The organism is Mucilaginibacter sp., assembly GCF_041660805.1.
Classification (GTDB): domain Bacteria; phylum Bacteroidota; class Bacteroidia; order Sphingobacteriales; family Sphingobacteriaceae; genus Mucilaginibacter.
The window spans coordinates 493615-520488 of the sequence record NZ_JBAZVP010000001.1 but is presented as its reverse complement, the minus strand read 5'-3'; the positions used below and the strand labels follow the sequence as shown (position 1 = coordinate 520488).

Below are 26874 nucleotides of genomic sequence, written 5' to 3'. Positions count from 1 at the left end.
TGCCCTTATGAGACAGCCTCTTTATTTTATATTTAATACCGGCAAGCTTATTATTTTGCTTTACCGTCGCTGTCTAACTCAGTAATAGGGTAACCTAATTTTTGCAGGCCGGGCAATATTCTTGCCTTATCACCAACAACCAGTATCACCATATTATCGGTATTCAGGTATTTATTAGCCAATTGGTTTATCTCTGCCGGGGCAATGGTTGATAAGATCCTGCTTTGTTCATCAACATAAGTCGGTTTAAGATCATATTCTAATATACGTGATAAAAATGCCGCTTTTTGTCCGTTGGTTTCATACCTGCGGGCATCACTCTGGCCTATTGAGGTTTGGGTGAATTTTAGCTCATCAGGTGTGATACCGCTTTTTTGATAATCGCGGATCTCTTTAATAAATTCAACAACAGAGCTATCTGTAGCAGTTGCTAACACACCTGCAGAAGCAGTAAAATCGCCGCCGTTCTTGCCGGAGCTAAAGCCTGAACGTGCACCATAGGTCCACCCTTTTTTCTCACGAAGATTAAGGTTAATGTGGCTGTTAAACGCACCGCCTAAAATGTAGTTGGCAATACCCAATTTGTAATAATCGCCAGTTGCATCATAGTTAAGCTTATCTAAATAACCAATCCGGATCTCTGACTGTGCAGCGCCCGGGATATCAACCAGGTACAAAGTGGTTTTATCAAACATTTTACCTTCTGCCGGGGTTGGAATAGTTACTTTTTTATCTTTCCATGTGTTTAAGAAAGCCAGGTTGCCCCTAACCGTACCTTCATTAACATCGCCCACAACAACTATCCGGGTTGCCGACGGAGAAAAGTAATTATCATAATAATCCTGAACATCCTGCAGGGTTATGTTTGCTACCGTTTCTTCGTTACCGCCTGTTGCATAAGTGCGTACGTTATCAGTTCCGTAAAGTATTTTGCTATACACGGTTGATGCTACACCAGCAGGCTGTGTTTTAGCTTGCTTAAGCCCTTCAATGGTTTGTTTCTTGATACGATCCAAAGCATCTTGTGTAAACTTAGGGCTCAGCAACCTTTCTTGCAACAAGGTCATTGTTTTAGGCAGGTTTTTGGTTAATGATGATACGCTGATTATCATGTCTTCGCTGCCGCCAAACACGCTGATGTTGCTACCCAGTTTATCCAGCTCAGATGTAAATTGCTCGCTTGTGTAGGTTTTTGTATCCTCGTTCATCATACGGCCAACTATACCGGCCAGGCCAGCTTTTGCAGGATTAGCTACAGCATATAAACCACCTCCTTTAATTGATATAGATATTGATACCGACGGGATTTCGCTGTTTTGCGTACCAATCATTTTTATGCCGTTTGATGTGGTAGCTGTCCATATAGCAGGGACTTTTATAGCCGGGTTTACTCCAATACCAGGTTTTGGGGTGCGGTCAAAATTGTCTGTCGCTTTTTTGTAGGTAAGTCCGTTATAACCATAATCAGGTGCTTTATAACCAGTTGTGTTTACGGTATAGTTATCGGCAGCAACCGGTTGTAAAGTGCCGCCTTTAGGTAATACGCTTAATATAACAGCCGGCTTACCTTTAATATACTGGTTGTACACACGCATAATATCAGCCTTGGTTACCGCACGGATGTCTGCCAGTTCGCGGCCTATCTGATTTGGGTTACCTGTCATATACTGCGCCTGGGCCAGTGCAGACACTTTACCGCTTACGCTTGATAAGCCATTAATATAATTTGCTTCGGCACTTGCTTTAAAGCGTACCAATGCGTCATCGCTGATACCTGTTTTTTCAAATTCAGCAAATGATTCATCTACCAGTTTCTTTGCATCGGCCACTGTTTGACCAGGGAAAGGAACCACACGGATGCTGATCTCACCTGCCAGTTCTGCATTTGACGAACTCATTGAAGCTTGTGCAGCTTTACGGGTTTTAACAAAGTTTTTGTAGAAGATAGAGTTTCTGCCCTGCCCAATAATCTCTGACAATGCATCTAACGGCGACATATCTTTGTCGTAAATTTTCACACCCGGGTAGGTGATGGATAACAATGGCAATTTAGCGTAGTTATCAGTATAAGAAACATAACGGTCTGCAGTTAAAACAGGTGCCGGTAAAGTCATGTTTTTAACAACCGGGCCGCGTGGTATGCTGCCAAAATATTTTTGCACCCATGCCAGAGTTTGTTTAGCATTTAGGTCGCCGCCAATGGTTATGGTAGCATTGTTAGGGCCATACCATCTCAGGAAAAAGTTTTTAAGATCATTAACACCTACCTTGTTCAACTCCTCAATATAACCAATGGTTAACCATGAGTAAGGGTGGCCATAGGGATATAAATTTTTAGAAGTGTATTCGCCGGCTAAGCCGTAAGGCCTGTTATCGTAGTTCTGCCCGCGTTCGTTCTTAACGGTTGCACGCTGCACTTCAAATTTTTGTTGTGTAACGGCATCAAGCAAAAAGCCCATCCTGTCAGACTCCAGCCAAAGCATTTTTTCGAGCTGATTAGCCGGTACAGTTTCATAATAGTTGGTACGGTCGCGATTGGTTGATCCGTTTAGGGTACCACCTGCTTCTGTAATAATTTTAAAGTGATCGCCATTGGCAACATGGTCAGATCCCTGGAACATCATGTGCTCAAAAAAGTGGGCAAAACCCGATTTGCCAATTTCTTCACGGGCAGAACCTACGTGATAAGTAACATCCACATGAACCAACGGGTCTGAATGGTCTTCTGCCAGGATAACGGTTAAGCCGTTTGGAAGCACATACTTCTCATACGGGATTACAAGCTCTGTACCTTTGCGGGTAACCTTCTCTACCAATTTAGGCTGTACAGCCGTTTGGGCAGTGGCAGTTAGCGCCATAAACACTACTGAAGGTACCAGTAATGCACTTTTTAAAGATTTAATCATTTATTTTAATATTAGTTTAAGTAATAAGGCTCCTCTATGAATTCATAGATAGGAAAACATAATATTAAGAATTTTACAGGTTTAGTTGATAGTCTTTAAAATTGATTTGGCGCAGTGTAACGAATTTGTGACTATAAGCTTAGTTACCCGCTCATGCTGTTACCTCTATCTACCATTTTGCCGGAATATCCTGATCGTTTTCATGTACCGCCCTTTGTAATAATTATTAAAAGGGGTTTCGGTTACACCGGCCGCTTTGCCGGATGTGGAATGGATAAATGATAATGGCTTACCGGGCGAAGCTATGATAATCCCCATGTGGCCTACAACTCTTTCTGTACTGTCAGTCCCGGTAAATAGTATCAGGTCGCCGGTTTCGGCATCGGGCAGGTTTATCTGCTTGTTCATGTAAGTAAAGTCTACAGAACGCCTCGGTACGGCTATCCCAAAATGATTAAATACAAATGTGATAAAGCCCGAGCAATCAAAGCCTTCGAAAGGGTCGGCAGATGCGTATTTGTAAGGGATGCCTTTCAAGGTGTTAGCAAACGCGACCAGTTCCTCCGGGGTGGTGCTCCCTGTAGAAATTTTGGTAAAATAGCCGGCGCTGTCTGGTGCCGGTGGCGGCAAGGTATCTTGCTTTGCTACTATAATGGTATCACCTGTCCTGGTGATAACATAAGCAGGTTTACGGGAATCGGTACATGAAATTAAGATACCGGCTAAAACTAAAATTACGGGAACATAGCGCATATATAACACTACATCTTATTCAGTTTTAAGTTTTTGTGATGTAGCAGAAGACGGAATGTCTGTTGCATTTAACGAGTAGCCAACTGGTAAAGGTGTGTTAATACCGGTATTATTTTACTTTCAACCGTTCATACCTATAACTGATTAAAACAATTGGTAAGGCAACGCAAATTATCAGTATCAAAATATTTTTCAACGCTCCTTCTAACGTTATTATATTCTTGATCTGTGTTATTGGGAGTACCAGTAAATTCATAACCACCCAAATAAACACGCCGTAAAGTACAGTAACTAAGTAAAGACTTTTTCTTACAAGGGGTATAAAGCCATACATTATAAAAAACAGGATAGTAAAGCAGGTGGCTATTAAATAATGAAAAACAATACCTGTATAAACCATGCCTACTCCCCCGGCAAAAGCTGCTTTTCCATAGATTGCACTGGCTATGTATTTAAATACAAGGGCAGCCTCCCCTTTAGCTAATATAAATATTGCCGCCAAACCATCTAATGTGCCGGCAATAAGTGATGCGATTAAAATAACAACTAAAGGATTGGCAGGTTTTCTTCCGGGCATTACTTACAGTTTAGGTTATGTAAATATGCATAATTGTTAGGAAATAACATTCATTTTAATTATTAACCAATGAGTACTGGCGGTAAATAAAAAATCTCTGTGCCTCTTTGAGTTTCCCTCTTTATGACATGTGGTAAATTAACCACAAAGAACACTAAGAAGCCACAAAGGTCACAGAGATTAGTTTCTATGAATTAAATTGATATACTTACAATGTAGCCATATCAATTACAAACCGGTAACGTACATCGCCTTTTTCCATACGCTTGTAAGCGGCGGTAATATCCTTAATATCAATCATTTCAATATCTGAAACAATGTTATTTTCGGCACAAAAATCAAGCATTTCCTGAGTTTCGGCAATACCGCCAATGCCCGATCCTGCTAAACTTTTACGGCCTGCAAGTAAACTAAATGCGGCTACTTCTGCCGGTTTAGGCGGTACGCCTACGCAAATCATTGTTCCGTTGGTTCTTAACAGGCTTAGATACATATTAAAATCGTGCTCGGCAGATACGGTATCTAAAATAAAATCAAAGGTACCCATCGCGGCTTTTACCTGTGCTTCGTCTGTAGTTACCACAAAATGATGGGCACCCAGTTTTTTAGCATCCTCTTCCTTTTTAGGTGAAGTACTTAATACAGTAACTTCGGCACCAAAAGCTACTCCAAATTTAACGCCCATGTGGCCTAATCCGCCTAAGCCTAATACAGCCAGCTTATGTCCCTTGCCTACTTTCCAATGCCTTAAAGGCGAATAAGTGGTAATACCTGCGCATAATAAAGGCGCAACGGCTGCAAGGTTTAATTTGTCTGATATGTGCAGCACAAATTCTTCCCTAACCACAATAGTATTACTGTAACCGCCGTACGTAGGTGACGATCCGTCACGCTCCATGCTATTATAGGTTTGTGTGCTGCCTTCTAAGCAGTATTGCTCCAGATCCTGTTTACAGTTTTCGCAAACCTGGCATGAATCAACCATACAGCCTGTTCCGGCAAGGTCGCCCACTTTAAATTTAGTTACATGATCGCCCACTTTAATTACACGGCCAACAATTTCATGGCCGGGTACCATCGGGAATATTCCGGGGAACCAATCATTCTTGATCTGGTGAAGATCAGAGTGGCAAACACCGCAAAATTGAATATCAAATTGCACATCATGCGGCCCAACTTCCCTGCGTTGAAAATCCCATGGTGCAAGATCTGTTTGGGCATCCTGTGCCGCGTATCCTTTAGCTTGTATCATATTAATTGTTTTGAGTTGTTTTCGTTTAAACAAATATACATTCATAAAACCCCCGTTTTACATCGGTGTTTTACTAATTAAAAAAATAGCCTCAATCTGCATCTATCAATTCCCGGTTAATTTCAAAAGAAACGCGGGGCTGATCAGGCAGGTGATATGAGGTTATTAAAAACCTGTTGAAGTAATTAATTCTTTCCAGTTTTCCAGATCTTGTTTTACAGCATCCATTTTCTGATAAGCCAGGTCATATGCATCCTGACCTAAAAATAAATGCAGGGGTGCTTCTGCCGATTCAGCAACTTGAATAATCGCTGCAACTCCTTTTTCAGGGTCGCCGGCCTGGTTACCATTAATCTCATTCTGGTGGGCAGCCTGCACTTCGCGTACATCTTTGTAATCCTGAATTTCGTTCTTAGGTACATTCAATGAATCGGGTGCCAGGAAATTGGTGCGGAAATAACCGGGCGAAACAACGGTTGCTTTTACACCAAACGCTTTAATTTCCGCAGCTAATGATTCGGTTAAGCCCTGTACCGCAAATTTAGTAGCGCAATAAATACCAAAGCCAGGAAAACTACCTGTAAAACCACCTATTGATGAGATATTAAATATATGCCCTGATCTTTGTTCGCGCAAATATGGCATTGCTGCACGTATTACATTTAATGACCCAAACACGTTAATATCAAAGTTATCACGTGCTTCCTGGTCGCTTAATTCTTCAAGGCTGCCGGTTAAACCGTAACCCGCGTTATTAACCACAACATCAATATGGCCAAAGTGGCTTACTGTTTTGTTAATGGCATCTTTAACGCTGCCTTCATCTTTAATATTTACAGCAAGCGGTAAAAGGTTATCTGATGTGCCTGCGGCGTCTGTCAGATCATTTATATTGCGTGATGTGGCGGCTACTTTATAGCCTTTGCTTAATAATTGTTTAACCAGTGTAAGCCCTAAACCCTTAGATGCACCGGTTACAAACCATACTTTTTGAGTGTCCATTTTTTATTGTGTTTTTAAGTAGATTAAAAAATAAATTATGCGCTATAAGCCATTGAGCGGGATAGTTCCTCACTTAGTTGAAATTCCCTTTCCAACTTGTCAAGCTTTTGCATTGCCCTGTCATAAGCATCATCACCCAGTAACAGGTATAATGGTGGGTTTTCTTCGCCTGCAACTTCAATAATAGCTGCCGCTGCTTTTTCAGGATCACCCGCCTGATGCCCGTCCATTTTCAAAAACCTGGCATGAGACGACCTTACATCCTGGTAAGCATTAATAGGATGTTTGGCAATAGTTAATGATTCGGGGGTTAAAAAATTAGTGCGGAAAGCGCCCGGGGCTACAACGGTAACCTTTACACCAAAAGCTTTTACATCCTCGGCCAAAACCTCAGAAAGGCCAACAACCGAAAATTTTGTGGCGGCATATATGGCCCATCCTGTTGCAGGCGCAATACCGGCGATTGATGAAATATTAATAATATGACCCGATTGCTGTGCACGCAGGTAAGGCATTACCATACGGATAACGTTTAATGTACCAAATACATTTACTTCAAAATTGTCGCGGGTTTCTTTATCGGTAAGTTCCTCAATGCTGCCGCCAATACCGTAGCCTGCGTTATTTATTACAACATCTATTTGTTTAAAAGCATTGTATGTTTTGTGGAGGGCACAGCCTACGCTATCTTCATTTCCAAGTTCAACTTCTATGGGTAAAAAGTTATCAGCTACTGAGCCTACTGCCTTTACAAGTTCGGCTAAGTTGCGTGAGGTAGCAGCAACATTTTGCCCGGCAGCTAATAATTGCTTTACCAGGCTAAGCCCAAACCCTTTTGAAGCACCTGTTATAAACCATGTTTTCTTTTCCATAATCTTGTTGTTTTGATAAAACAAAATTACGGCGGCTATTGGATTTTAGGTTTACATCATTCAAACCAATTATTGCAAAATTCAAACAACCCGGTATGCAGATGGTGTTGTACTGGTTTGTTTTTTGAAAAAGTTGTTGAAATGCGCGGGTTCTTCAAAGCCCAGGCTGTAGCTAATTTCGGCAACGTTCCAGTTGGTATGCCTGAGGAGGGCCTTAGCTTCGCTGGTTAATCTTTCAAAAATATGAGTAGTGGTAGTTTTACCGGTGGTTTGGCGTATAGCCCTGTTCAGGTGGTTTACGTGTACCGATAACTGATCGGCAAAGTCTTTAGCCGAGCGGAGGCTGAACCGTTGCGCGGGCGTTTCTATAGGGAACTGGCGCTCCAGCAATTCGGTAAATATAGAGGTGATGCGCGAATTGGCATCGGGGTGCTGGTATAGTATTTCTGATGGCTGGATCTTTAAAGCATAGTGGATCAGTTCGGTAACGTAGTTGCGCAGCAGGTCATACTTAAACCTGTACTCGGAGTTGATCTCACCCAGCATTTTTTCAAAAACCTGGCTTACATATACATCCTGTTCGCCGGTTAATATGTATGATGGCTTGCCACCCGGTGCAAACATAGGCAGGTTATGAATATTATTCCTAAGCATATCTGTAAAAAACGATTCCTTATAGATACAGAAGAACCCCTGGTGATTATCATCTTGATGCTGAACAGTATACGGCACATTTGGGTTATAAAATATAAGCGTAGGGCCATCGGTCTCTAAACTTTTATCGGCATAATGAACTATATTCTTACCATGGGTAAGGCTGATCTTATAAAAATCACGGCGGCTATATTTTACCGGAGTAGCATTAGGCTGATAACAATCCTCCAGCCTGAAAACGTTGAAATGACCAATGTCCTGCCCAAGGTTATCTGGTAGCCAGTTTAGCTTTTGCTTATAAAATTCTTCAAGTGTTTCTACAGTTGCCATAATTCAAAGTTATATAATTCAAACTATTTCAAATGAAAAAAAATATGAAATGATACGAAAAAAGATCAAAAATTGGCGGCATTATGAGAAAATGGCAGGTATTTATGTAATAAAATGACACAGATATTAACCTTACAGCATAAAAAATGCCGGAATAAATCCGGCATAACCTGGTGGATCAACCTCCGGGGAGGTTTCAGGCAGACGTTCTGCCCTACCTTATTTATTATCAGACGCCTTTAAAATACTTATATCTTTCCCTGCCAGTAATTGATCATAATTGATCAGCCGGAACTTTTTCCCCACCAAAGCCTTAAACTCCGGCGATAGCAGCATGTTCAGTTCGGTTTGGCGGTGCAGGCTGGTTAACGGTTTGCCTTCTTTGGTGTTCATCATGCTGCTGTTCATATCAAACAGGGCATCCATTTCGGGCCCCATTTGCGCAACATGTATCACTACCATGTTTGGCCGGGTTGTACTTAGCTTATTGCTTACATATGCTAAAAACGCCGATTTTTTGGTAGCAACGGGTTCACCCCACATTTCCATATAAGTTTCGCCATAGTAGGTAACCTCACTTAATGTGGATATGGCGAGTTTATATTTGCGGGCAAGCTTTTCTGTAAGGGCGCGCATTGCCGGGGTTGATAAGGCCACGCCCATATGCGGATCAATGTAAGTGATTTTTAACCCGGATCTTAAAGCCCGCTCTATCTGTGCCGAGAGTTCTGTTTCTACTTCCTCCATCTTATATCCGCCTTTGGCAAAAGCACCGGTAGACTGGCGAAAATAACCAACACTATCTACTAAACTGGGTACAGCGCTACGGCCGGTTACCGGCCCCCATCGGTAATTTTTCCACTCTGATGTGAGGGTTAAATGCACACCTACGCTCACCTGCGGATATTTTTTCAATATTTCAACCGCTTCCTGGTACCATGGCGTTGCAAACTGTACCGAAGCCGAAAAAGGTATCCCCGTTTTTGCCACTTGTTCGGCAGCCATATTAACAGAATGGTTCATCCCTATATCATCAAGCCTTAAAAGCAGTTGTGGCAGTTTGCCGTTTTGCTGCGCCCTTGCAGGTATATAAGTACAAACAGTTAACAATAATAACGTGCAGAAAAATCCTTTCATAATATTAATAATTTATATGGCAAATATTGGAGTAAGCTGGGGATATGCGCTTTACCGCTGTAATTTATAAAAATCCCTTAACAAACAATTGATTTTTAAACTATCAGGCATTTAGCAACTAAACATTTATCTTTACACTTATAATAATGTCATAATAATTGCAATTTGTGCGCTGTTTGTGTATCGCATTAAGCCACCAAATGGTTTTTAAAACGGAAATTTGTTAAACCCCTTATACAATGCTTAAAAATCTACCTACCACCTTATTAGTTGTTTGTGCGGGTCTGTCGGCTTTTGCACAGGAGAAACCTTTTGTTAAAGCCAACCTGCCTGATAGTACTATAATTAAAGTACACCCATCATATAATAATGTTAGCGGGATCCACCGCTGGCTCTTTGGCGAAAACTATCGTAAGGAATGGGCCACGGCGGTTAAGTTGCCTATCATAAAAATATCCGCGCTTTACGGCGGCCTAATCCCTGTAAAGGAAGGCGGTGGTATGCAATCAAAATCACTGCGCCTGGCCGATAAAAGCGGCAAGGAATGGGTACTGCGCAGCGTTGAAAAAACACCTGATAAGTTATTGCCCGAGAACCTGCAGGGCACCTTCGCGGTTGATTGGATCAATGATGCACTAAGCGGCCAGCACCCCTATTCGGCATTGGTTGTGCCGCCTTTGGCAGATGCCGCTGGCGTACCCCACGCCCACCCGGTAATTGGGGTGGTTGCTGATGATGAAGCGCTGGGCGAATACAGAAAAATATTTGCAGGCACTGTATGCCTGCTGGAAGAACGCGAACCCATAGGCGAATCTGATAATACCTTTAAAGTATTAGGCAGTGTTGTAAAAAGTTACGATAACCGGTTTGATGGGAAGGCTTTTTTACGTGCCCGGATGCTGGACTTGCTGATTGGCGACTGGGACCGCCACGAGGACCAATGGCGCTGGGCCGAAAAAAAACTGGGTAAAGATAACAAGTTGTACACCGCCGTACCACGTGACCGCGACCAGGCCTTCCATTTGGAAGAAGGCATATTTCCTGACATTGCCGCCCTGCCTTTTATAAACCCCTTACTGGGCGATTTTAGGGCAGATATCCCTGATGCTAAGTATTGGCTGGCTAAAACCCGTTTTGTTAATGCCCTGCCTGATGCGCAGATGAGCTATGACCAATGGATGAAAATTGCCAATGAATTTGTAGCCGCCGAAACCGATGCGGTATTAGAAGAAGGCCTGCGCCAGTTACCTAAAGAAGTTTATGCAACCCGGCATACCGAGCTGCTGAATAAATTAAAACAGCGCCGCAATCAGATCCCCAAAGTTATGGGCGATTTTTATCGTTTTATTTACAGGCTGACAGATATACGTACTACTGATAAAGATGAGTATATAACCCTATCAGATGCGCCAAACGGCGGCATGCATGTTTTAGTAAATAAGTATAAAAATGAAAAGCCCGGAGACACCGTGTTCTCCATGACCTATAACCCCGATATCACTAAAGAAATAAGATTATACTCCTCCGGCGGAGATGACCATATCGTAATTAACACTCCCGCTTCCCCTATTAAATTAAGGGTAATTGGCGGCGACGGAAGCAACGTTTATAATGTTGTTGATTCAAAGAACAAGGTGCGGGTTTACGATACAAAGGATACCAAATTTGAAGGGAAAACAGACAAGCTGAACACGCATATTTCTGCTGATACCTTAAACACACGCTTTGTACAAACCAACCCATACAACATATGGATGCCACTGGCAACCGCTGCTATTAATGCGGATGACGGCTTTTTATTGGGACTGGGTTTTAAATATACCAAAAAGGACGGTTTCCGTAAGCTGCCATACTCCAGCACACAACAGGTGCTTGTAACCCATTCTTTTGGCACTGATGCATTCCGCATAAAGTATAATGGTGAGTGGATACAAGCCATAGGCAAGGCCGATTTCCTGTTGCAGGTTTTTATACAGGCGCCTGATAATACGCTCAACTTTTTTGGTTTAGGAGACGAAACACCTATCAACAAGCAGCAATCCAACTATCGCAGGTTTTATCGTACCCGGTTTGATACCTATGAGTTTGACCCGGCCCTGCGCTGGCATACCGGCACAAGCAGCACCATAAGCGCGGGCCCGTCATTACAGTTCTATCACCTTGACCTGAAAGATAACGTTGGCCGGTTCATTAACAACACCTCGCAAATTGGTTCATATGATAGCCTAACGGTTGATAAAGATAAAGCCCACCTGGGTTTTGTGGTTAACTTTAATAGCAACCAGCGCAAAGGGCAATTACTGCCTGTAGGCGGTTATTATATAAACGTTAGTTTAGAGGGTTATAACGGTTTAAATGGCTACTCTAAATCATTTATGCAGCTAAGGCCGGAGTTTACCTTTTACCAGAAACTTAATTCAAGCGGCACCATTGTATTATCAGATCGTGTGGGCGGTGGTATAACCATAGGTAAACAAGCATTCTATCAATCAATGTTTTTAGGCGGGCAAGGCAATTTGCTGGGCTACCTGCAAAACCGTTTCGCGGGTAAGCATATGGTATATAACAACCTGCAAGGCAGGGTAAAACTGTTTAATATTGCAAGTTATATTATTCCGGGCCAATTGGGTTTAAGCGGGTTTTATGATGCCGGCCGTGTTTGGGCCGATGGCGAAACCTCCAGCACCTGGCACCAGGGAGTAGGCGGTGGATTCTATTTTTCGCCAGCCAGCCTAACCATTTTACAAGTGCTGGCCGGCCACTCCAACGAAGGCTGGTATCCATACATATCACTCAACTTCAGAATTTGATGGTTTAATAGAGTTTTTTATTGATCTGCCGCCCCTTCAGGCGTCCTGGAGAATAATTGGCATAAGTGTCGGCATTTGAACCGGCGAGGGAGTCCTACGGCTTGTTGGTGACAACAATATAGGTGTTCTGAAGATTAAAAAGAAGCGGCGGATTGTGCGATTCCCTCCCAACGGGAGGGTGCAGGGAGGGGTTTGTGAGATAGATATTGGCGTAAATAACCCCTACCCGCCACTTCACAGGCAGCCGCACCCTTCCCCAAGGAAGGAGTCTTGGCGTAAATCAAATCTTCCGAACACCTTTCGCGCCCTTGTTGGTGTTGTCACCAGCAAGCCGCCATGCCTTTAGATATTCGCACACTTCGCCCTTGTTGGTGTTGTCACCAATAAGCCGCCATGCCTTTAGATATTCGCACACTTGTTGAAAACAACAAGAACTAACAATTCTGTTCAAACATACCTTAGCAAATCATTACCCCGGCAATTTAACACATGGCGTAATAAAATTTTGCTTTTGGACTTTTGCCCCAATAGTCCTATTCATATTTTCAGATAAAGCCGGTAAAAATGACCGCTATTCAACCCCGGTATAAAACATTTTGGCAACAAAAAAAAATTAAATACTTGTTTTAAAAATTCCGTTCAAGTTAATTTTTTTATCAAAAAATTTGCTTTTCAGTGTATTTATTACACTTTGCAATTTTATCGCAAATCAGCTATAAACAAGCGGTTTTAGGGCCTCAATTGTCATGGCAATCTTTTCAACTATCAGTAGTTTCATTTTTATGTCATAAATAAGTTAAATAGTAAATTTAGTTGACTAATATCGTCAACTCGGTTTACATTTGCAGTGTTATTTAAAAAAGACATGGAAACAATATACTTATCTCAGCAAAATTCAACCGCATTCTCAACAGGAGTGGCTGATGATAATATTTCACAATTTACCATCACTCAAAACCCTTTTGCAGATAAGGCAGGGATGCCGGTTACATCAACCGCAACTACCCAGCCCCGCCTGTTTAAAACAATTGTTGATGTTGTGGGAGAAGGCTTAAAACAAAATTTTTTAGGCCCTAATATTGACATGGAATTTTTAACACTAAGCGTTCGCAGCTTTGCATCATCATCAGCAAAAGCAATACAGCAATTTGTAAAACCATTAACTAAAAAGCAGTCAATGGTTACACCTTGTCACCAACTCAATCAACCTTGTTTCTAAATCTCACAATTACATAATGAAAACCCTACTCCATACGCTTTATAAAAAAAGCATCATATTAATACTGCTACTGCCCTTTTCACTTGCTGCATTTGCACAAAGCCCCGTAATTAAGGGTGTTGTTACCGATGCAAAAAGAAAAGAAGTAATGCCATTTGTAACCGTATCATTTGCGGGTACTACTATAGGCATGAGTACCAATACTAAGGGCGAATACAGCTTAACAAACAATGGTAACTACAAACAGATAAAAGTAACTTTCATTGGTTACAAAACTGTTATTCGTGATATTGAGCCGGGAAAAGATCAAACCATTAACGTTAACCTGGTAGAGGATAACCATTCCCTTAACGAGGTAGTTGTAAAATCGGCCAAAAAGAAAAAATATTCTAACAAAAATAACCCTGCTGTTGAATTGATACACCAGGTTATTGCTCATAAAAAACAAAACCAATTAGAGAATTACAGCTATGCCGAGTACAAACAGTACGAGCGCATGATATTCTCGTTGAGCAACTTATCAGACAAGTTTAAAAACAAACGCATATTCAAAAACTACAAGTTTTTATTTCGTGAGCAGGATTCAACCGCTATAGGTGGTAAAACCTTATTGCCTTTGTATTTAGAAGAAAAACTGTCTGACAATTATTACCGCAAAGCGCCTTATGCTAAAAAACAGGTAATTGAGGCTAACAAACAGGTTAAATACGATGAAAACTTTGTAGATAACCAGGGCCTTACCGCTTACTTTAACCGCATGTATCAGGATATTAATATCTATGATAACAATGTATCGTTATTAAGTAACCAGTTGCTTAGCCCTATTGCTGATCACTCTCCTGATTTTTATAAGTTCTTTATTACCGATACACTGAAAGATCAGCAGCCAAACTTAATTGAGCTGAGCTTTACGCCACGCAATACAAACGGTTTATTGTTTGAAGGCCGCATTTACATTACTATGGATGGCAACTATGCTGTTCAAAATGCAGAGCTTACGGTTAACAAAAACATCAACCTTAATTTTGTAAGGCAGATGCAGGCTACCCTTTCTTATGAAAAAAACAACGACGGCAAATATCACCTGAGCCAAAGCGACCTGAAGATTGAATTTGGTATTAATAAGAACAAAGGCGGCGGTGTTTATGGCGAACGCCTGGTTACCATCAATAACTTTGAGATAAACAAACCACGCGGTAAAGAAACTTATGATGGCCCCGCACAGGTGTTTGCATCAAACTCTGCTACAAAAGACGACCGTTACTGGACACAAAGCCGCCCGGATACTTTAGACGCGGAAGCAGCCAGTATCTACAAAAATATCGATAGCCTGCAAACCATCCCATCGTTTAAAAAGACAATGGATATTGCCACACTGGTTTTAGCCGGGTATAAAAATTATGGCAAATTTGAGGTTGGCCCTGCAAATACATTTTACAGCTTTAACCCGGTAGAAGGTTTCCGCCCGCGTATTGGTGGCCGTTCAACTCCGGCACTGAGCAAACGGTATTATTTTGAAACCTATGGCGCCTATGGTACCAAGGATGAAAAATTCAAATATTTTTTAAGCAGCACTTACTCGCTTAACAATAAATCTATTTATTCGTTCCCGCAAAACTATGTAAGGGCAAGTTTCCAGCACGATACCAAAATACCGGGCCAGGAACTGCAGTTTGTTCAGGAAAGCAACTTCCTGTTATCATTTAAACGTGGTAATAACGACATCTGGTTATATAATGACATCTTCCGTTTGGATTATGTGCATGAGTTTACTAACCACTTATCATACTCGTTAGGCTTTAAAAAATGGAACCAGAGCCCGGCAGGCGCATTACAGTTCCAGAACCTGTTGCCAAGCGGTGCTATAAACGATGTTAACCAGATTCATACTACAGAGCTATCAGCACAAATACGCTGGGCCCCGCATGAAAAATTTTACCAGGGTAAATTATACCGCACACCAATACCTGATAAGTACCCTATTTTTACCTTAAACTATCAGCAGGGTGTTAAAGGCTTATTAGGCGGCGACTATAACTACCAGAACATAACCGCTAACATTACCAAACGCTTTTACCTGTCGCAATTAGGTTTTACCGATGTAAGCACAGAAGGCGGATACCTGTTTGGCAAAGTGCCTTTCCCTTTATTGGATATTCACCACGCCAACCAAACTTATGCGTTTCAGCTACAGTCATATAACTTAATGAACTTTCAGGAGTTTGTGAGTGACCACTATGCCAGTGTAACAATTGACCACAACTTTAACGGCTTTTTATTTAACCGCGTTCCGTTACTTAAAAAATTAAAGCTGCGCGAGATTATTGATTTTAAAGCTTTATGGGGCGGTGTAAGAAGCGAAAACAACCCTGCTAATGACCCATCATTACTGCGTTTCCCGGGTGCCAATGGCACAAGTGGCGCAACTTATTCATTAGGTTCAAAACCTTATATGGAGGGTAGTGTAGGCGTTGGTAACATATTTAAATTATTACGTGTTGATTTGGTTAAACGTTTTACTTACCTGGATCATCCGGGTGCACCTGAATGGGGTATCAGAACGTTAGTTAAGTTTGACTTTTAATGGTTATATTCGTAAACCAAGTTGACCTTTATTTGTTAGTATAGTATCATGGCAGAGATTCGTCCAGTATCAGAAGATCCAAAAAGAGTAGCCCCAAAGTTGGTTTACCTGTTAAAGCGCTTTATTGATGAGTGGAGCAGCAAAAAGCTGTGTGTTGTACATCATCCTGGTTTTAACAGCGCGCACCTGCCCCTGTTTATGAGTATTGGTACTACAGGCATTTCAAATAACGCCCTTGCTGCAAAGCTTAGCGTTACCAAGCAGGCCACCAGCAAAATAGTTAAAGAACTGGAAGCCCTCAACATGGTTAAAAGCGAAAAAAGCCCAGATGATGCACGTGTAGTTATGCTGCACCTAACCGAAGAAGGCACTAAGTTTTATAACTACTTAAAAAGGCAGGTTACCGAGCTGGAAACCCAATACAGAAAAGAAGTTGGCTCCAAAAATTATGAAATAGCAATAGATGTAATGCTAAAGCTTGTAAAATTTCATGAAACTTATAACTGCAGTGCCGATTCGGCAACGGATAAAGAAATTAATTGAGTAAATGACAATCAGATGAAACGGTGCTTCGCATTGTAATGTATATTTGCTTAACACTGTTAAATAATCTAATAGCACTAAATAAAATGGCCAGTAAAGACAGGATATTACGATTGAAAGAGGAGACCAGGATAAATATCCTTGAGGCTGCTCTGCAAATTGTTAAGGAAGAAGGATGGCAGGCCTTAAGTATGCGTAAAATAGCTGATGTTATTGAATACACAGCCCCTATTATATATGAATACTTTGCCAATAAAGAGGCAATCTTATTAGAGTTAACCCGCAAAGGCTTTTTGATACTATCAAAAGATCTGCAGGAAGCTAAAAGCAAATATACCTCACCGGCTGATCAGCTGGAGGCAATGTGGCTTGCTTACTGGAACTTTGCTTTCGCTAATAAGGAATTATATCAGGTTATGTTTGGTGTATCTACCAGCTGTTGCTGCGACATGGTCAATAACCTTGAAGAAGCTTCAATACCCTGGAAACACTTTAGCACCTCAATAGGTGAATTGATGCAAATTAAAGATATGGACTCGGATGTGATCTGCACCAAGTACTATACTTTTTGGTCGGTAGTGCATGGTCTTATATCAATAAATATATTAAGCCGTGGCTCATCAGACGAGATCAATCGCCAGGTATTAAGAGATGCTATTACCGGTATCATCCGGTCTATAACCCCAAATAAATAACTAATACTCACAAATAATTCTATATACCATGAAAACACAACCCCACACTCCGCAACTTAACAGTGTTAAATATGTTAACAACATTAAATGTTGTAACATTTAGCAAGCCTCAGGCAATACACTTTAATATCAATCTTTAAATATTTAATACCCATAAAGAATACTATTAATGAAAACTACCAACTCAACAATATATCTAAACAGCATAAGAGCTGCAATCACAACAACAAACTCAAAATTAATTATCATGAAAATCATCTTAATAGCGATTATCGCCATATCATTATTCAGCTGCTCACCAAAGCCGCAAACACCACAGGCACCTCCCCCACCAGCATTACCGGTGGCCGCTGTAACGTCAGGTACACAAACTACTTACCAGGAATATCCTGCAAGTATTGAAGGAACAGTTAACGTAGAAGTTCGCCCGCAGGTTAGCGGTGCTTTAGACAAAGTTTTTGTAGACGAAGGCGCTTTTGTAAATGCAGGCCAGCCTATATTTAAAATAAACGAACAACCTTACCGCGCTGCTTTAAACAACGCTTTAGCCAGCTTACACGCTGCCGAAGCTGCTTTAGGCAACGCACAACTTGAAGTTGATAAATTAACCCCGCTTGTAGCCAACAAAGTAGTATCAGACTATCAGTTAAAAACAGCGAAAGCTTCATACCAGGTTGCTAAAGCCAATATAGAATCGGCAAAAGCAAATGTATCTACCGCGCAGATCAATGTAGGTTATACCCTTATTAAAGCTCCTGTTAGCGGTTACATTGGCCGTTTACTTAAAAAACAAGGAAGTTTAGTATCACCGCAGGATGTTGAGGCATTAACCCAACTATCTGATGTGCACGATGTACACGTTTACTTTTCATTAGGTGAAAAAGACTTCGTAAGCTTTAAAGAACAATACCCGGGCGAAACCTTAAAGGATAAGCTTAAACACTTACCATCTGTAGCTTTATTGTTAGCCGATGGCAGCGAGTATGCCAAACAAGGTAAAATAGATGTAATTGACGGTCAGTTTGATAAAAATACCGGCGCTATCACTATAAGGGCAAGCTTTTCAAACCCTAATGGTTTGCTACGTTCTGGTAACACGGGTAAAGTACGCTTAAGCCTGCAACACACCAATGCTTTAATTATCCCGCAATCAGCCACTGTTGAAATGCAGGACAAGGTATTTGTTTACGCTCTTGCCGATAGCAACAAGGTTAAAAAATTACCTATTACTATCGTTGGTACAAGCGGCGAGAACTACCTGGTTAAAGATGGTGTAAAAGTCGGCGACCAAATTGTACTAAGCGGTATGGACCGCCTGCAGGAAGGTGCCGTTATATCTCCGCAAAAAGCGGTTGATAAAGCTGCCGCCGTAGCTAAAAACTAAAAAACTCAATCACCCCTCTCCTAAAGGAGAGGGCTTTAATGAAAACACTCCCTGCCCCGCTGTAAAATAGTGGAGCCTGGATAACTCACATCAAAAAATAAAACATCATGTTTAAGAAATTTATAGAAAGGCCGGTACTCTCAACTGTTATCTCCATCCTATTGGTGATAGTGGGTGTGTTGGGCCTTACCAAACTGCCCCTGGAACGCTTCCCTAATATTGCCCCACCGGCAGTATTGGTATCTGCTGTTTACCCGGGTGCCAATGCCGAAACCATATTGCGTTCGGTAACACCTTCTTTAGAAGAAGCAATTAACGGGGTAGAGAACATGACCTACATGACCTCAACCGCCAGTAACGATGGTACACTTGGTATTACTGTTTATTTTAAACAAGGCACCGATCCTGACCAGGCTGCTGTGAACGTGCAAAACCGCGTTTCGCAAGCTACAAGCCAGTTGCCCGCCGAGGTTGTGCAATATGGTATCACCACCACCAAGCAGCAAAACAGCTTTATAGGTGCGATGGCGATTTATACAGAAGACCCTAAAAAATACGATCAGACATTTGTGGCTAACTATGCGCAGATCAACATCATACCAGAGATCAAACGTATCCCTGGTGTAGGTTCTGCCAGTGTATTTGGTGGTGTTAAAGATTATTCAATGCGCGTTTGGTTAAATCCGGCGCAAATGGCTACTTATAAAATTACACCTGCTGAGGTGATGGCTGCCATACAGGACAAAAATATTGAAGCAGCTCCGGGCCGTTTTGGCGAGCGCAGCGATCAGTCATTTGAATACGTAATTAAATATAAAGGTAAGTTAACCAAACCTGAGGAATATCAGAATATTGCCATCCGTTCTAATGCCGACGGCTCTGTACTGCATTTAAAAGATGTAGCCCGTGTTGAGCTGGGTGCTTATTCTTACAACAGCTACAGCAACCTTAACGGTAAGGACGGTGTTATTATCGGTATTATACAACTGTCAGGATCAAATGCTAACGAGATCCAGATAGCTATTGACAAATTGATGTTAAAAGCATCAAAAGATTTCCCTGTCGGCATCAAATACAATCAGTTCTATCGTACCAAAACAGACCTGGATGAGTCTATAACCCAGGTTGAGCATACGCTGATAGAGGCTTTCGTGCTGGTATTCATCGTTGTATTTATATTCTTGCAGGATTTCAGGTCGACATTGATCCCGGCCATAGCGGTTCCGGTGGCTATCATTGGTACGTTCTTCTTCATGAGTGTGTTGGGGTTCTCCATCAATTTGTTAACCCTGTTTGCACTGGTGCTCGCCATCGGTATTGTGGTGGATGATGCCATTGTGGTCGTCGAGGCGGTACACGCCAAAATGGAGCACGACCCAAGCCTCACCCCTAAAAAGGCAACAACCGAAGCAATGCACGAGATAACCGGTGCTATTATATCTATTACCCTGGTTATGGCTGCCGTATTTTTACCTGTAAGCTTCATGACAGGTTCTACGGGCATATTTTACAAGCAGTTTGCATTGACCATGGCTATAGCTATCATCATATCGGCTGTTAATGCCTTAACATTAAGCCCGGCGCTGGCTGCACTGTTTTTAAAGAACAAGCATACGGCTGATGGCCATGTTGCGCCTAAAAAAGGCTTTGTAGATAAGTTTTATGCCGGTTTTAACGGTAGCTTTAACTACATCACTAACAGGTATGTTGGCGGTATAAAAGTGCTTATCAAAAATAAATGGGTGAGCATGGCCGGCCTTGCAGTATTAATTGCTGTTACCGTGTTTATGGTGAATAGGACAAAAACCGGATTTATCCCTACCGAAGACCAGGGCTTTGTGGCCATAGCGGTTTCAACGCCATCCGGAACTTCGTTAAGCGGTACTAATAAGATCTTCAAACAAGCCGAAGATCAGTTGAAAACTTTACCATCAGCCAGATTCGTTACTGCATTATCCGGTTTCAACTTCTTAACGCAGTCAAGCAGTCCGTCTGCGGGGGTTATCTTCCTATTGTTAAAGCCTACTGACGAGCGCGGCAAGGTTAAAAACATTGATGAGATCCAAAACATCGTAAGGGGGAAATTAGGTGCCGTACCGGGTGGTACATTCTTCGTATTCAGTTTCCCAACCGTTCCGGGATTTAGTAACGTGGAAGCGCTGAATGTGATGCTGCAGGATAGAACTAATGGCAAACTGGATAAGTTTAGCGGCATTGCCAATAACTTTATTGCCAAACTGATGCAGAAACCGGCAGTTGCTTATGCCTTTACATCATACAAAGCCGACTACCCACAATTACAATTGGAAATTGACGACGAGAAGGCCAATCAGCTTGGTGTGAATGTTAAGGATATCTTATCGACCATGCAGGCTTATTTTGGTACCGCACAGGCTTCGGACTTTAACCGCTTCGGTAAATATTACCGGGTGGTGGTACAGGCTGATATTGCCGACCGTACCGACCCAACAACCATTGACCGCGTGTTTGTAAAAAACAGAGCAGGCGAAACCGTTCCTATCAACACGCTGGTTAAACTGACCCGTGTGTATGGTTCAGAAACGGCGTCACGTTATAACCTGTTCAACTCTATCGAGGTGAATGCCATCCCGAAACCGGGTTACAGCTCAGGTGATGCTATCAAGGCTATACAAGAAACAGCAAAAGAAGAGCTGCCACAAGGTTTTGCATACGAGTTCTCTGGTCAAACCCGCGAGGAGATCTCGTCAGGCGGTCAGTCTACCGTTGTGTTCCTGTTATGTTTAGTGTTTGTGTACTTCCTGTTAGCGGCACAGTACGAGAGTTACATCCTGCCATTGGCGGTTATCCTTTCAATTCCTACAGGTATATTTGGTGTGTTTGCCGTATTGGGCATAACCGGCATCGAAAACAACATCTATGTGCAGGTAGCGCTTATTATGCTCATCGGTTTGCTGGCTAAAAACGCCATCCTTATCGTAGAGTTTGCGGTACAGAAACGAAGGGCAGGACTAACCCTGGTTGACGCAGCCGTTGAGGCGGCAAGATTAAGGATACGCCCTATTGTGATGACATCGCTGGCCTTCGTATTTGGTTTATTCCCAATGAGTATTGCCACAGGCCCGTCTGCGCAGGGTAACCACTCTATTAGTATTGGTGCTGCAGGTGGTATGGTGTCTGGTGTAATATTGGGTTTATTGATCATCCCGGTTCTTTTTGTGATCTTCCAGCATCTGCAGGAAAAAATTACAGGCGTGCCGCTTTCAAGGCACCTTGATAAAAATTACAACCCGGATGCTAAACCCGTTGAACAAATAGAAGTAAACTAAAAGTATTAACTCACCCGGTCGTTGCTTCGCCCGACCACCCTCTCTCCGCTTTGCGGAAAGAGGGTTCAAAAACTGGCTCTTCACCCTCTTTGCGAAGCAGAGAGGGTCGGCCAGCGGAGCGTAACCGGGGTGAGTAAATCACCGATTAGTTAAACAACATATAACAAAGACAAAACAATGAAAAAATATATAAACACATTCGCATTTATGCTGCTACTGGCATTAAGCGCTTGTAAAGTTTCAAAAGATATTGAAACACCCAAACCTGCCTTGCCTGTGGCTTTCAGGAATGCAGCGGCAACAAGCGATACTACAAGTATTGCTGATATTAAATGGAAAAGCTTTTTTACCGAAGCCACCCTGCAAAAGCTGATTGACAGCGCTATCGAAAAAAACTACGATATGCAGATAGCTGTGAAAAATATCGAGTCGGCACAGTTACTTTTTAAACAAGTAAAATGGAACTATGTACCAACTGTGACCGGCAATGTTACGGCTAACACCAACCGCCCTTCAGACAATAGCCTGAACGGTTTAAGCCTTAACCAGTTCATCGGTAGTAAGCATATAGAGGACTATAACGCTAATCTGTCCTTATCATGGGAAGCTGATATTTGGGGTAAGATCCGCAATCAAAGCAAAAGCGCTTTAGCAACTTACCTGCAAACTAACGAAGCTAAAAAGCTTATCCAAACCAATATTGTGGCCGGCGTATCACAAGGTTATTATAACCTGCTGATGCTGGATGCACAATTGCAGATAGCCCAAAAGAACGTAAAACTGAACGATAGTACCCTGAGGATAATCCGCCTGCAATATACAGCCGGCCAGGTTACTTCACTGGCTGTGCAACAAGCCGAGGCACAGCGTTTAGCAGCAGCACAGTTAGTGCCGCAATTTGAGCAGAACATTACCATACAGGAAAACGCACTGCGTATTTTAGCCGGCCAATTGCCAGATAAAATTGAACGCAGCGCAACCCTTGATCAGTTAACCGTACCTGAAAATCTTTCGGCAGGTATGCCATCAGCTATAGTAAGCCGCAGGCCCGATGTAAAGACCGCCGAACTGGCTTTAGTTATTGCCAACAGTAAAGTAGGCATAAGCAAGGCAGATATGTACCCGGCGTTAAGGATCTCGGCAAGCGGAGGCGTAAACTCTTTTAGAGCAAGCAACTGGTTTAATATCCCTGCATCTTTATTTGGTGTGGTATCGGGTAGTGTTATACAACCATTGCTTGATCGTAAACGGTTGAGCACAACTTATAAAGTTGCCCAGGTTGAGCGTGAGAAAAACGTTTTGCAGTTTAGGCAATCGGTTTTAAATGCCGTTGGCGAAGTGTCTGACGCGTTAGTAAGAATTGATAAGCTGAAAGATCAGCAAGCTATAGCAGCTAATCGTGTAAGCACCCTGCAACAGGCTACCGGCAATGCCAACCTGTTATTCAGGAATGGCCTGGCCAATTATTTAGAAGTAATAACAGCGCAAAGCAATGTATTACAAAGCGAACTGGAACTTGTTTCTATCAAACGCGCGCAGTTAAGTGCCGTGTCTGATCTGTACAGGTCCTTAGGCGGGGGTTGGAACTAATTCTTTGTGAGTTTGTGATTAGTGGTTAGCACCACCCCACCAAAGCCGTCTCCTGTTAAATCAGGGGGCGGCTTTTTTGTTTAAAGCCGGTCATAGAGCATGTCGAAGGGTGACCCGCCAAAAAACTTGTCATCACTTCCTTGCCGCCCAAAATATCGCATTGCTAAATAGCCGTGTATAAGCCGGGTTATCAAACAGGTTTGGTGAATGCCCCATAAAAATATAAACGTTGCGGGCTTTAACATGCTGGTTAGTCCACACAACCGGGTGGTCGCCCATTTTAATATCGGTATTGGGCTCATACGTTTTTTCATCAACACTGGCCAATACATGTACGTTTGGCCTCGGGCTTTTATCGTAAGTGTACCATTCCTCCTGCTTTACTATAAATGATGCGGGCACGCCCTGCATTACCGGGTGCTGTTTATCGGCAACATTTACTTTGCCCTGTACAAATGTGGCAATGTAATTTTTATAAGTAATGCCGCCCATAAACTGCGAAAACCACTCCCATTTTGGGTACCCATCAAACTCGCCCAAAAGTGTAGCATGATGAAAACCAATCCATCCCCCCTTACCCTGTTCAATATAATTTTGAAAGGCCGATACCGCCTCTTTTGTCCATGCATACGGCGCATAATCCAGCTGAATAAAAAGCTGGTATTGGCTTAAAAATGCCTCGTTTATTTTATCGGTATTTTGGATGTAGTCGACAGTAAAACCTTTCTGCGCTGCCAACTTATCCAGCCATATTTTGGCACGTTTAGAATATTCAATATGATGCCCTCCGTTCTCGTACAACGCCAGTACTTTAAAGTTGGCTTTTTTCGACTGAGCAGTTACATTTAGGCTGATGCAGATAAAAATAAACAGGAATAACTTCTTCATGAATAGGAATAATACTCAAATATCATGATTTTTAAATTAAGGTCTAAAGCTTTCGGTGGGGCATCTAAGCGGGGGTGCGGGCCTAAAGGCTGCGGTGAGGACACCGCAGCGCGGGTATAGGCTTAAATAAAGCCAAGGCTGAGATAATTCCAGGCTGCGGTAACCCAGGCTGCGGTGTCCTCACCGCAGCAAACCAAGCTTCAATTAACCCAACCCGGGCTTCGTTCTTATCACCTAAACAACGTCCAAGCTTAAAGGCTGCGGTGAGGACACCGCAGCAGGGGGTATAGGCTTAAATAAAGCCCAGGCTGAGATAATTCCAGGCTGCGGTGTCCTCACCGCAGCAAACCAAGCTTCAATTAACCCAACCCGGGCTTCAGTGTCCCCACCGAAGCTTTTCATAGGACACCGAAGCTTTTCATACTCTCCGGTCGCCTTATCCCTCCTACTTTATTACCTTTGCGGCAATGGATTATTTCAAGAATCTGCTGGAACTGCTGAAGACCGAACGCGATGAAGACCGCAACGCTTATTTAAAACTAACTCAAAGCACATCGGTTGCCGACCGCAGGGCAGCGGGAATAACCTGGTACCCAATAGCTATCCGTGGAAGCGAACCCAGCAGAGGCGATTATTTAACCGTTGAGGTTGAACGTACCACTCATAAAGACCTTTCTCACCAGTTTCGTTTTGGTGTGCCTGCAGTACTTTTCTCTAACCACAATGCGGGCACAGACCGTGTGGAGGGCACCATAGCCTACCAGGGCGGCGACCGCCTCAAGATAACCCTGTTCACCGAAGAACTACCCGACTGGGCCCGCGACGGCAAACTGGGCATTGAACTTTTATTTGACAACAACAGCTACGACGAGATGCAGGATGCGCTAAAAAAAGCATCAGCATTACGTGATAAACCTGATGGCAGGTTAATAAGAATTTTAACCGGTGAAACCGAACCAACATTTTTTGAACCGGCCGAGCCTATTATTTTAAACGGGCTGAATGAATCGCAACAGTTTGCTGCGCGGCAAATATTGGCAGCTAATGAGCTGGCTATTGTTCATGGGCCGCCGGGAACGGGTAAAACTACAACGATAGTGCAAGCTATTAAAGGCCTTATCAAGCAAAATGGCAAGCAGATATTGGTTGTTGCGCCAAGCAACACAGCGGTTGATCTGTTAAGTGAAAAATTGGCAGCCGAAGGATTGAACGTATTACGCATTGGTAACCCTGCCCGTGTATCTGAAAAGCTAACCGCCTTAACGCTGGATAGTAAAATGACCGCCCATAGTTATATGAAGGATGTGAAGCAGCTAAAAAAGCAGTCGGCGGGTTACAAGAACATGGCGCACCAATACAAGCGCAGCTTCGGCAAGGCAGAACGCGACCAGCGCAAAGCACTTTTTGATGAGGCGCATCGCATTATGAAAGATGTGGCTAAAATAGAGCAATTCATTATAGATGACCTGGTGGCAAAAGCGCAGATAGTTACGGCTACGCTGGTTGGCTCCAATCATTATACTATCCGCGATGTAAAATTTAATACGGTTGTAATTGACGAGGCCGGACAAGCGCTTGAACCAGCCTGCTGGATCCCCATATTAAAAGCCGAAAAAGTAATTATGGCAGGTGATCATTTACAATTGCCGCCAACCATAAAATCTGTTAAAGCAGCACAAAATGGTTTAAACACCACACTGTTAGAAAAATGTGCCGCCCTGCATCCGCAAGCAGTAACATTGCTGGAAGAGCAGTATCGCATGAATGAGGCTATTATGGGTTTCTCATCAAAAGAGTTTTATGGCAACAGGTTAAAAGCCAATGGGGCTGTGGCCAATCGTTTACTTTTTGCAGCGGATACACCTATGAGCTTTGTAGATACCGCCGGTTGCGGGTTTGATGAAAAACCGGATGGCACCAGCTCAACCAACCCGGAGGAAGCGGTATTTCTCTTTAAACATTTTGCGCAATTGGCAGAAGGTTTAAAAGCATCCACGGAAGCTTTCCCTTCGGTAGCTATAATATCGCCATATAAGGGGCAAATAAGGATATTGAAAGAGCTGTTTGAGGAATCTGACTTAAAGGAGCATGCAGATAAAATATCTGTTAACACCATTGATAGTTTCCAGGGACAGGAACGGGATGTGGTTTATATAAGTATGACCAGGAGTAATTCTGAAGGAGAAATAGGTTTTCTGTCAGACATCCGCCGCATGAATGTGGCCATGACAAGGGCGCGTAAAAAATTAGTAATAATAGGTGATAGTTCAACCATTACCCGCTTGCTCTTTTACGCCGATATGGTTGGCTATGCGGAACAGGTTGGCGGTTACCAAAGCGCATGGGAGTATTTGAATTAATACTCCACTC

At 42.6% G+C, this 26874-nt stretch carries 18 protein-coding genes; 9 read left to right on the top strand and 9 right to left on the bottom strand.

Translation table 11 applies throughout. From position 1 onward, the window contains the following. Positions 1–50: 50 nt before the first annotated feature. The 8 genes from WC743_RS02360 to WC743_RS02325 all read right to left on the bottom strand — a co-directional run bounded on the left by WC743_RS02360 (position 51) and on the right by WC743_RS02325 (position 9483). The gene (locus tag WC743_RS02360) at positions 51–2906 is read right to left on the bottom strand and encodes a M16 family metallopeptidase (protein WP_373010139.1); all 2856 of its coding nucleotides are present in this window, start codon (positions 2904–2906) and stop codon (positions 51–53) included. A 165-nt stretch (positions 2907–3071) separates the two neighbouring features. Beyond that, positions 3072–3659, bottom strand: coding sequence for a C40 family peptidase (locus WC743_RS02355; RefSeq protein WP_373010138.1), 588 nt, complete (start codon positions 3657–3659; stop codon positions 3072–3074). A gap of 109 nt (positions 3660–3768) precedes the next feature. Further along, on the bottom strand, positions 3769–4236 hold the full coding sequence (locus tag WC743_RS02350; RefSeq protein ID WP_373010137.1) for a hypothetical protein: 468 nt from the start codon (positions 4234–4236) through the stop codon (positions 3769–3771). A 208-nt stretch (positions 4237–4444) separates the two neighbouring features. Next, complete coding sequence (locus tag WC743_RS02345; RefSeq protein ID WP_373010136.1) at positions 4445–5488, bottom strand: NAD(P)-dependent alcohol dehydrogenase; 1044 nt, start codon at positions 5486–5488, stop codon at positions 4445–4447. Positions 5489–5653: 165 nt separating this feature from the next. Next, positions 5654–6490: an oxidoreductase gene (locus tag WC743_RS02340; RefSeq protein WP_373010135.1), complete on the bottom strand. Its 837-nt coding sequence runs from the start codon at positions 6488–6490 to the stop codon at positions 5654–5656. A gap of 35 nt (positions 6491–6525) precedes the next feature. Continuing rightward, positions 6526–7362 carry an SDR family NAD(P)-dependent oxidoreductase gene (locus WC743_RS02335; protein WP_373010134.1) on the bottom strand — a complete coding sequence of 279 codons (837 nt, stop codon included), beginning with the start codon at positions 7360–7362 and terminating at the stop codon, positions 6526–6528. A gap of 81 nt (positions 7363–7443) precedes the next feature. Next, on the bottom strand, positions 7444–8346 hold the full coding sequence (locus WC743_RS02330; protein ID WP_373010132.1) for a helix-turn-helix domain-containing protein: 903 nt from the start codon (positions 8344–8346) through the stop codon (positions 7444–7446). Between the two features lie 219 nt (positions 8347–8565). Next, a complete protein-coding gene (locus tag WC743_RS02325) occupies positions 8566–9483 on the bottom strand; it encodes a ChbG/HpnK family deacetylase (RefSeq protein ID WP_373010131.1) in 918 nt (305 codons plus the stop codon). Positions 9484–9722: 239 nt separating this feature from the next. On the opposite strand from WC743_RS02325, the gene WC743_RS02320 reads away from it, so the two are divergent. From WC743_RS02320 to WC743_RS02285, 8 genes are all read left to right on the top strand, one after another. Next, positions 9723–12293 carry a BamA/TamA family outer membrane protein gene (locus tag WC743_RS02320; protein ID WP_373010130.1) on the top strand — a complete coding sequence of 857 codons (2571 nt, stop codon included), beginning with the start codon at positions 9723–9725 and terminating at the stop codon, positions 12291–12293. Positions 12294–13158: 865 nt separating this feature from the next. Further along, on the top strand, positions 13159–13512 hold the full coding sequence (locus WC743_RS02315; RefSeq protein WP_373010129.1) for a hypothetical protein: 354 nt from the start codon (positions 13159–13161) through the stop codon (positions 13510–13512). Between the two features lie 16 nt (positions 13513–13528). Then, complete coding sequence (locus tag WC743_RS02310) at positions 13529–16096, top strand: DUF5686 family protein (RefSeq protein ID WP_373010128.1); 2568 nt, start codon at positions 13529–13531, stop codon at positions 16094–16096. A gap of 48 nt (positions 16097–16144) precedes the next feature. After that, the gene (locus tag WC743_RS02305; RefSeq protein ID WP_373010127.1) at positions 16145–16639 is read left to right on the top strand and encodes a MarR family winged helix-turn-helix transcriptional regulator; all 495 of its coding nucleotides are present in this window, start codon (positions 16145–16147) and stop codon (positions 16637–16639) included. Positions 16640–16725: 86 nt separating this feature from the next. Further along, on the top strand, positions 16726–17334 hold the full coding sequence (locus WC743_RS02300) for a TetR/AcrR family transcriptional regulator (RefSeq protein ID WP_373010126.1): 609 nt from the start codon (positions 16726–16728) through the stop codon (positions 17332–17334). 247 nt (positions 17335–17581) lie between these two features. Continuing rightward, positions 17582–18718 (top strand): efflux RND transporter periplasmic adaptor subunit, encoded by a 1137-nt coding sequence (locus WC743_RS02295; RefSeq protein ID WP_373010125.1) that lies wholly within the window; start codon positions 17582–17584, stop codon positions 18716–18718. Positions 18719–18825: 107 nt separating this feature from the next. Then, positions 18826–22026, top strand: coding sequence for an efflux RND transporter permease subunit (locus WC743_RS02290; protein WP_373010124.1), 3201 nt, complete (start codon positions 18826–18828; stop codon positions 22024–22026). Between the two features lie 177 nt (positions 22027–22203). After that, positions 22204–23616: a TolC family protein gene (locus WC743_RS02285; protein WP_373010123.1), complete on the top strand. Its 1413-nt coding sequence runs from the start codon at positions 22204–22206 to the stop codon at positions 23614–23616. A 132-nt stretch (positions 23617–23748) separates the two neighbouring features. Here the strand turns inward: WC743_RS02285 and WC743_RS02280 are convergent, their stop codons facing one another. Then, positions 23749–24504: a ThuA domain-containing protein gene (locus WC743_RS02280; RefSeq protein ID WP_373010122.1), complete on the bottom strand. Its 756-nt coding sequence runs from the start codon at positions 24502–24504 to the stop codon at positions 23749–23751. A gap of 467 nt (positions 24505–24971) precedes the next feature. Between WC743_RS02280 and WC743_RS02275 the strand changes: the two genes are divergently transcribed. Beyond that, positions 24972–26864 carry an AAA domain-containing protein gene (locus WC743_RS02275; protein ID WP_373010121.1) on the top strand — a complete coding sequence of 631 codons (1893 nt, stop codon included), beginning with the start codon at positions 24972–24974 and terminating at the stop codon, positions 26862–26864. Positions 26865–26874: the final 10 nt, after the last annotated feature.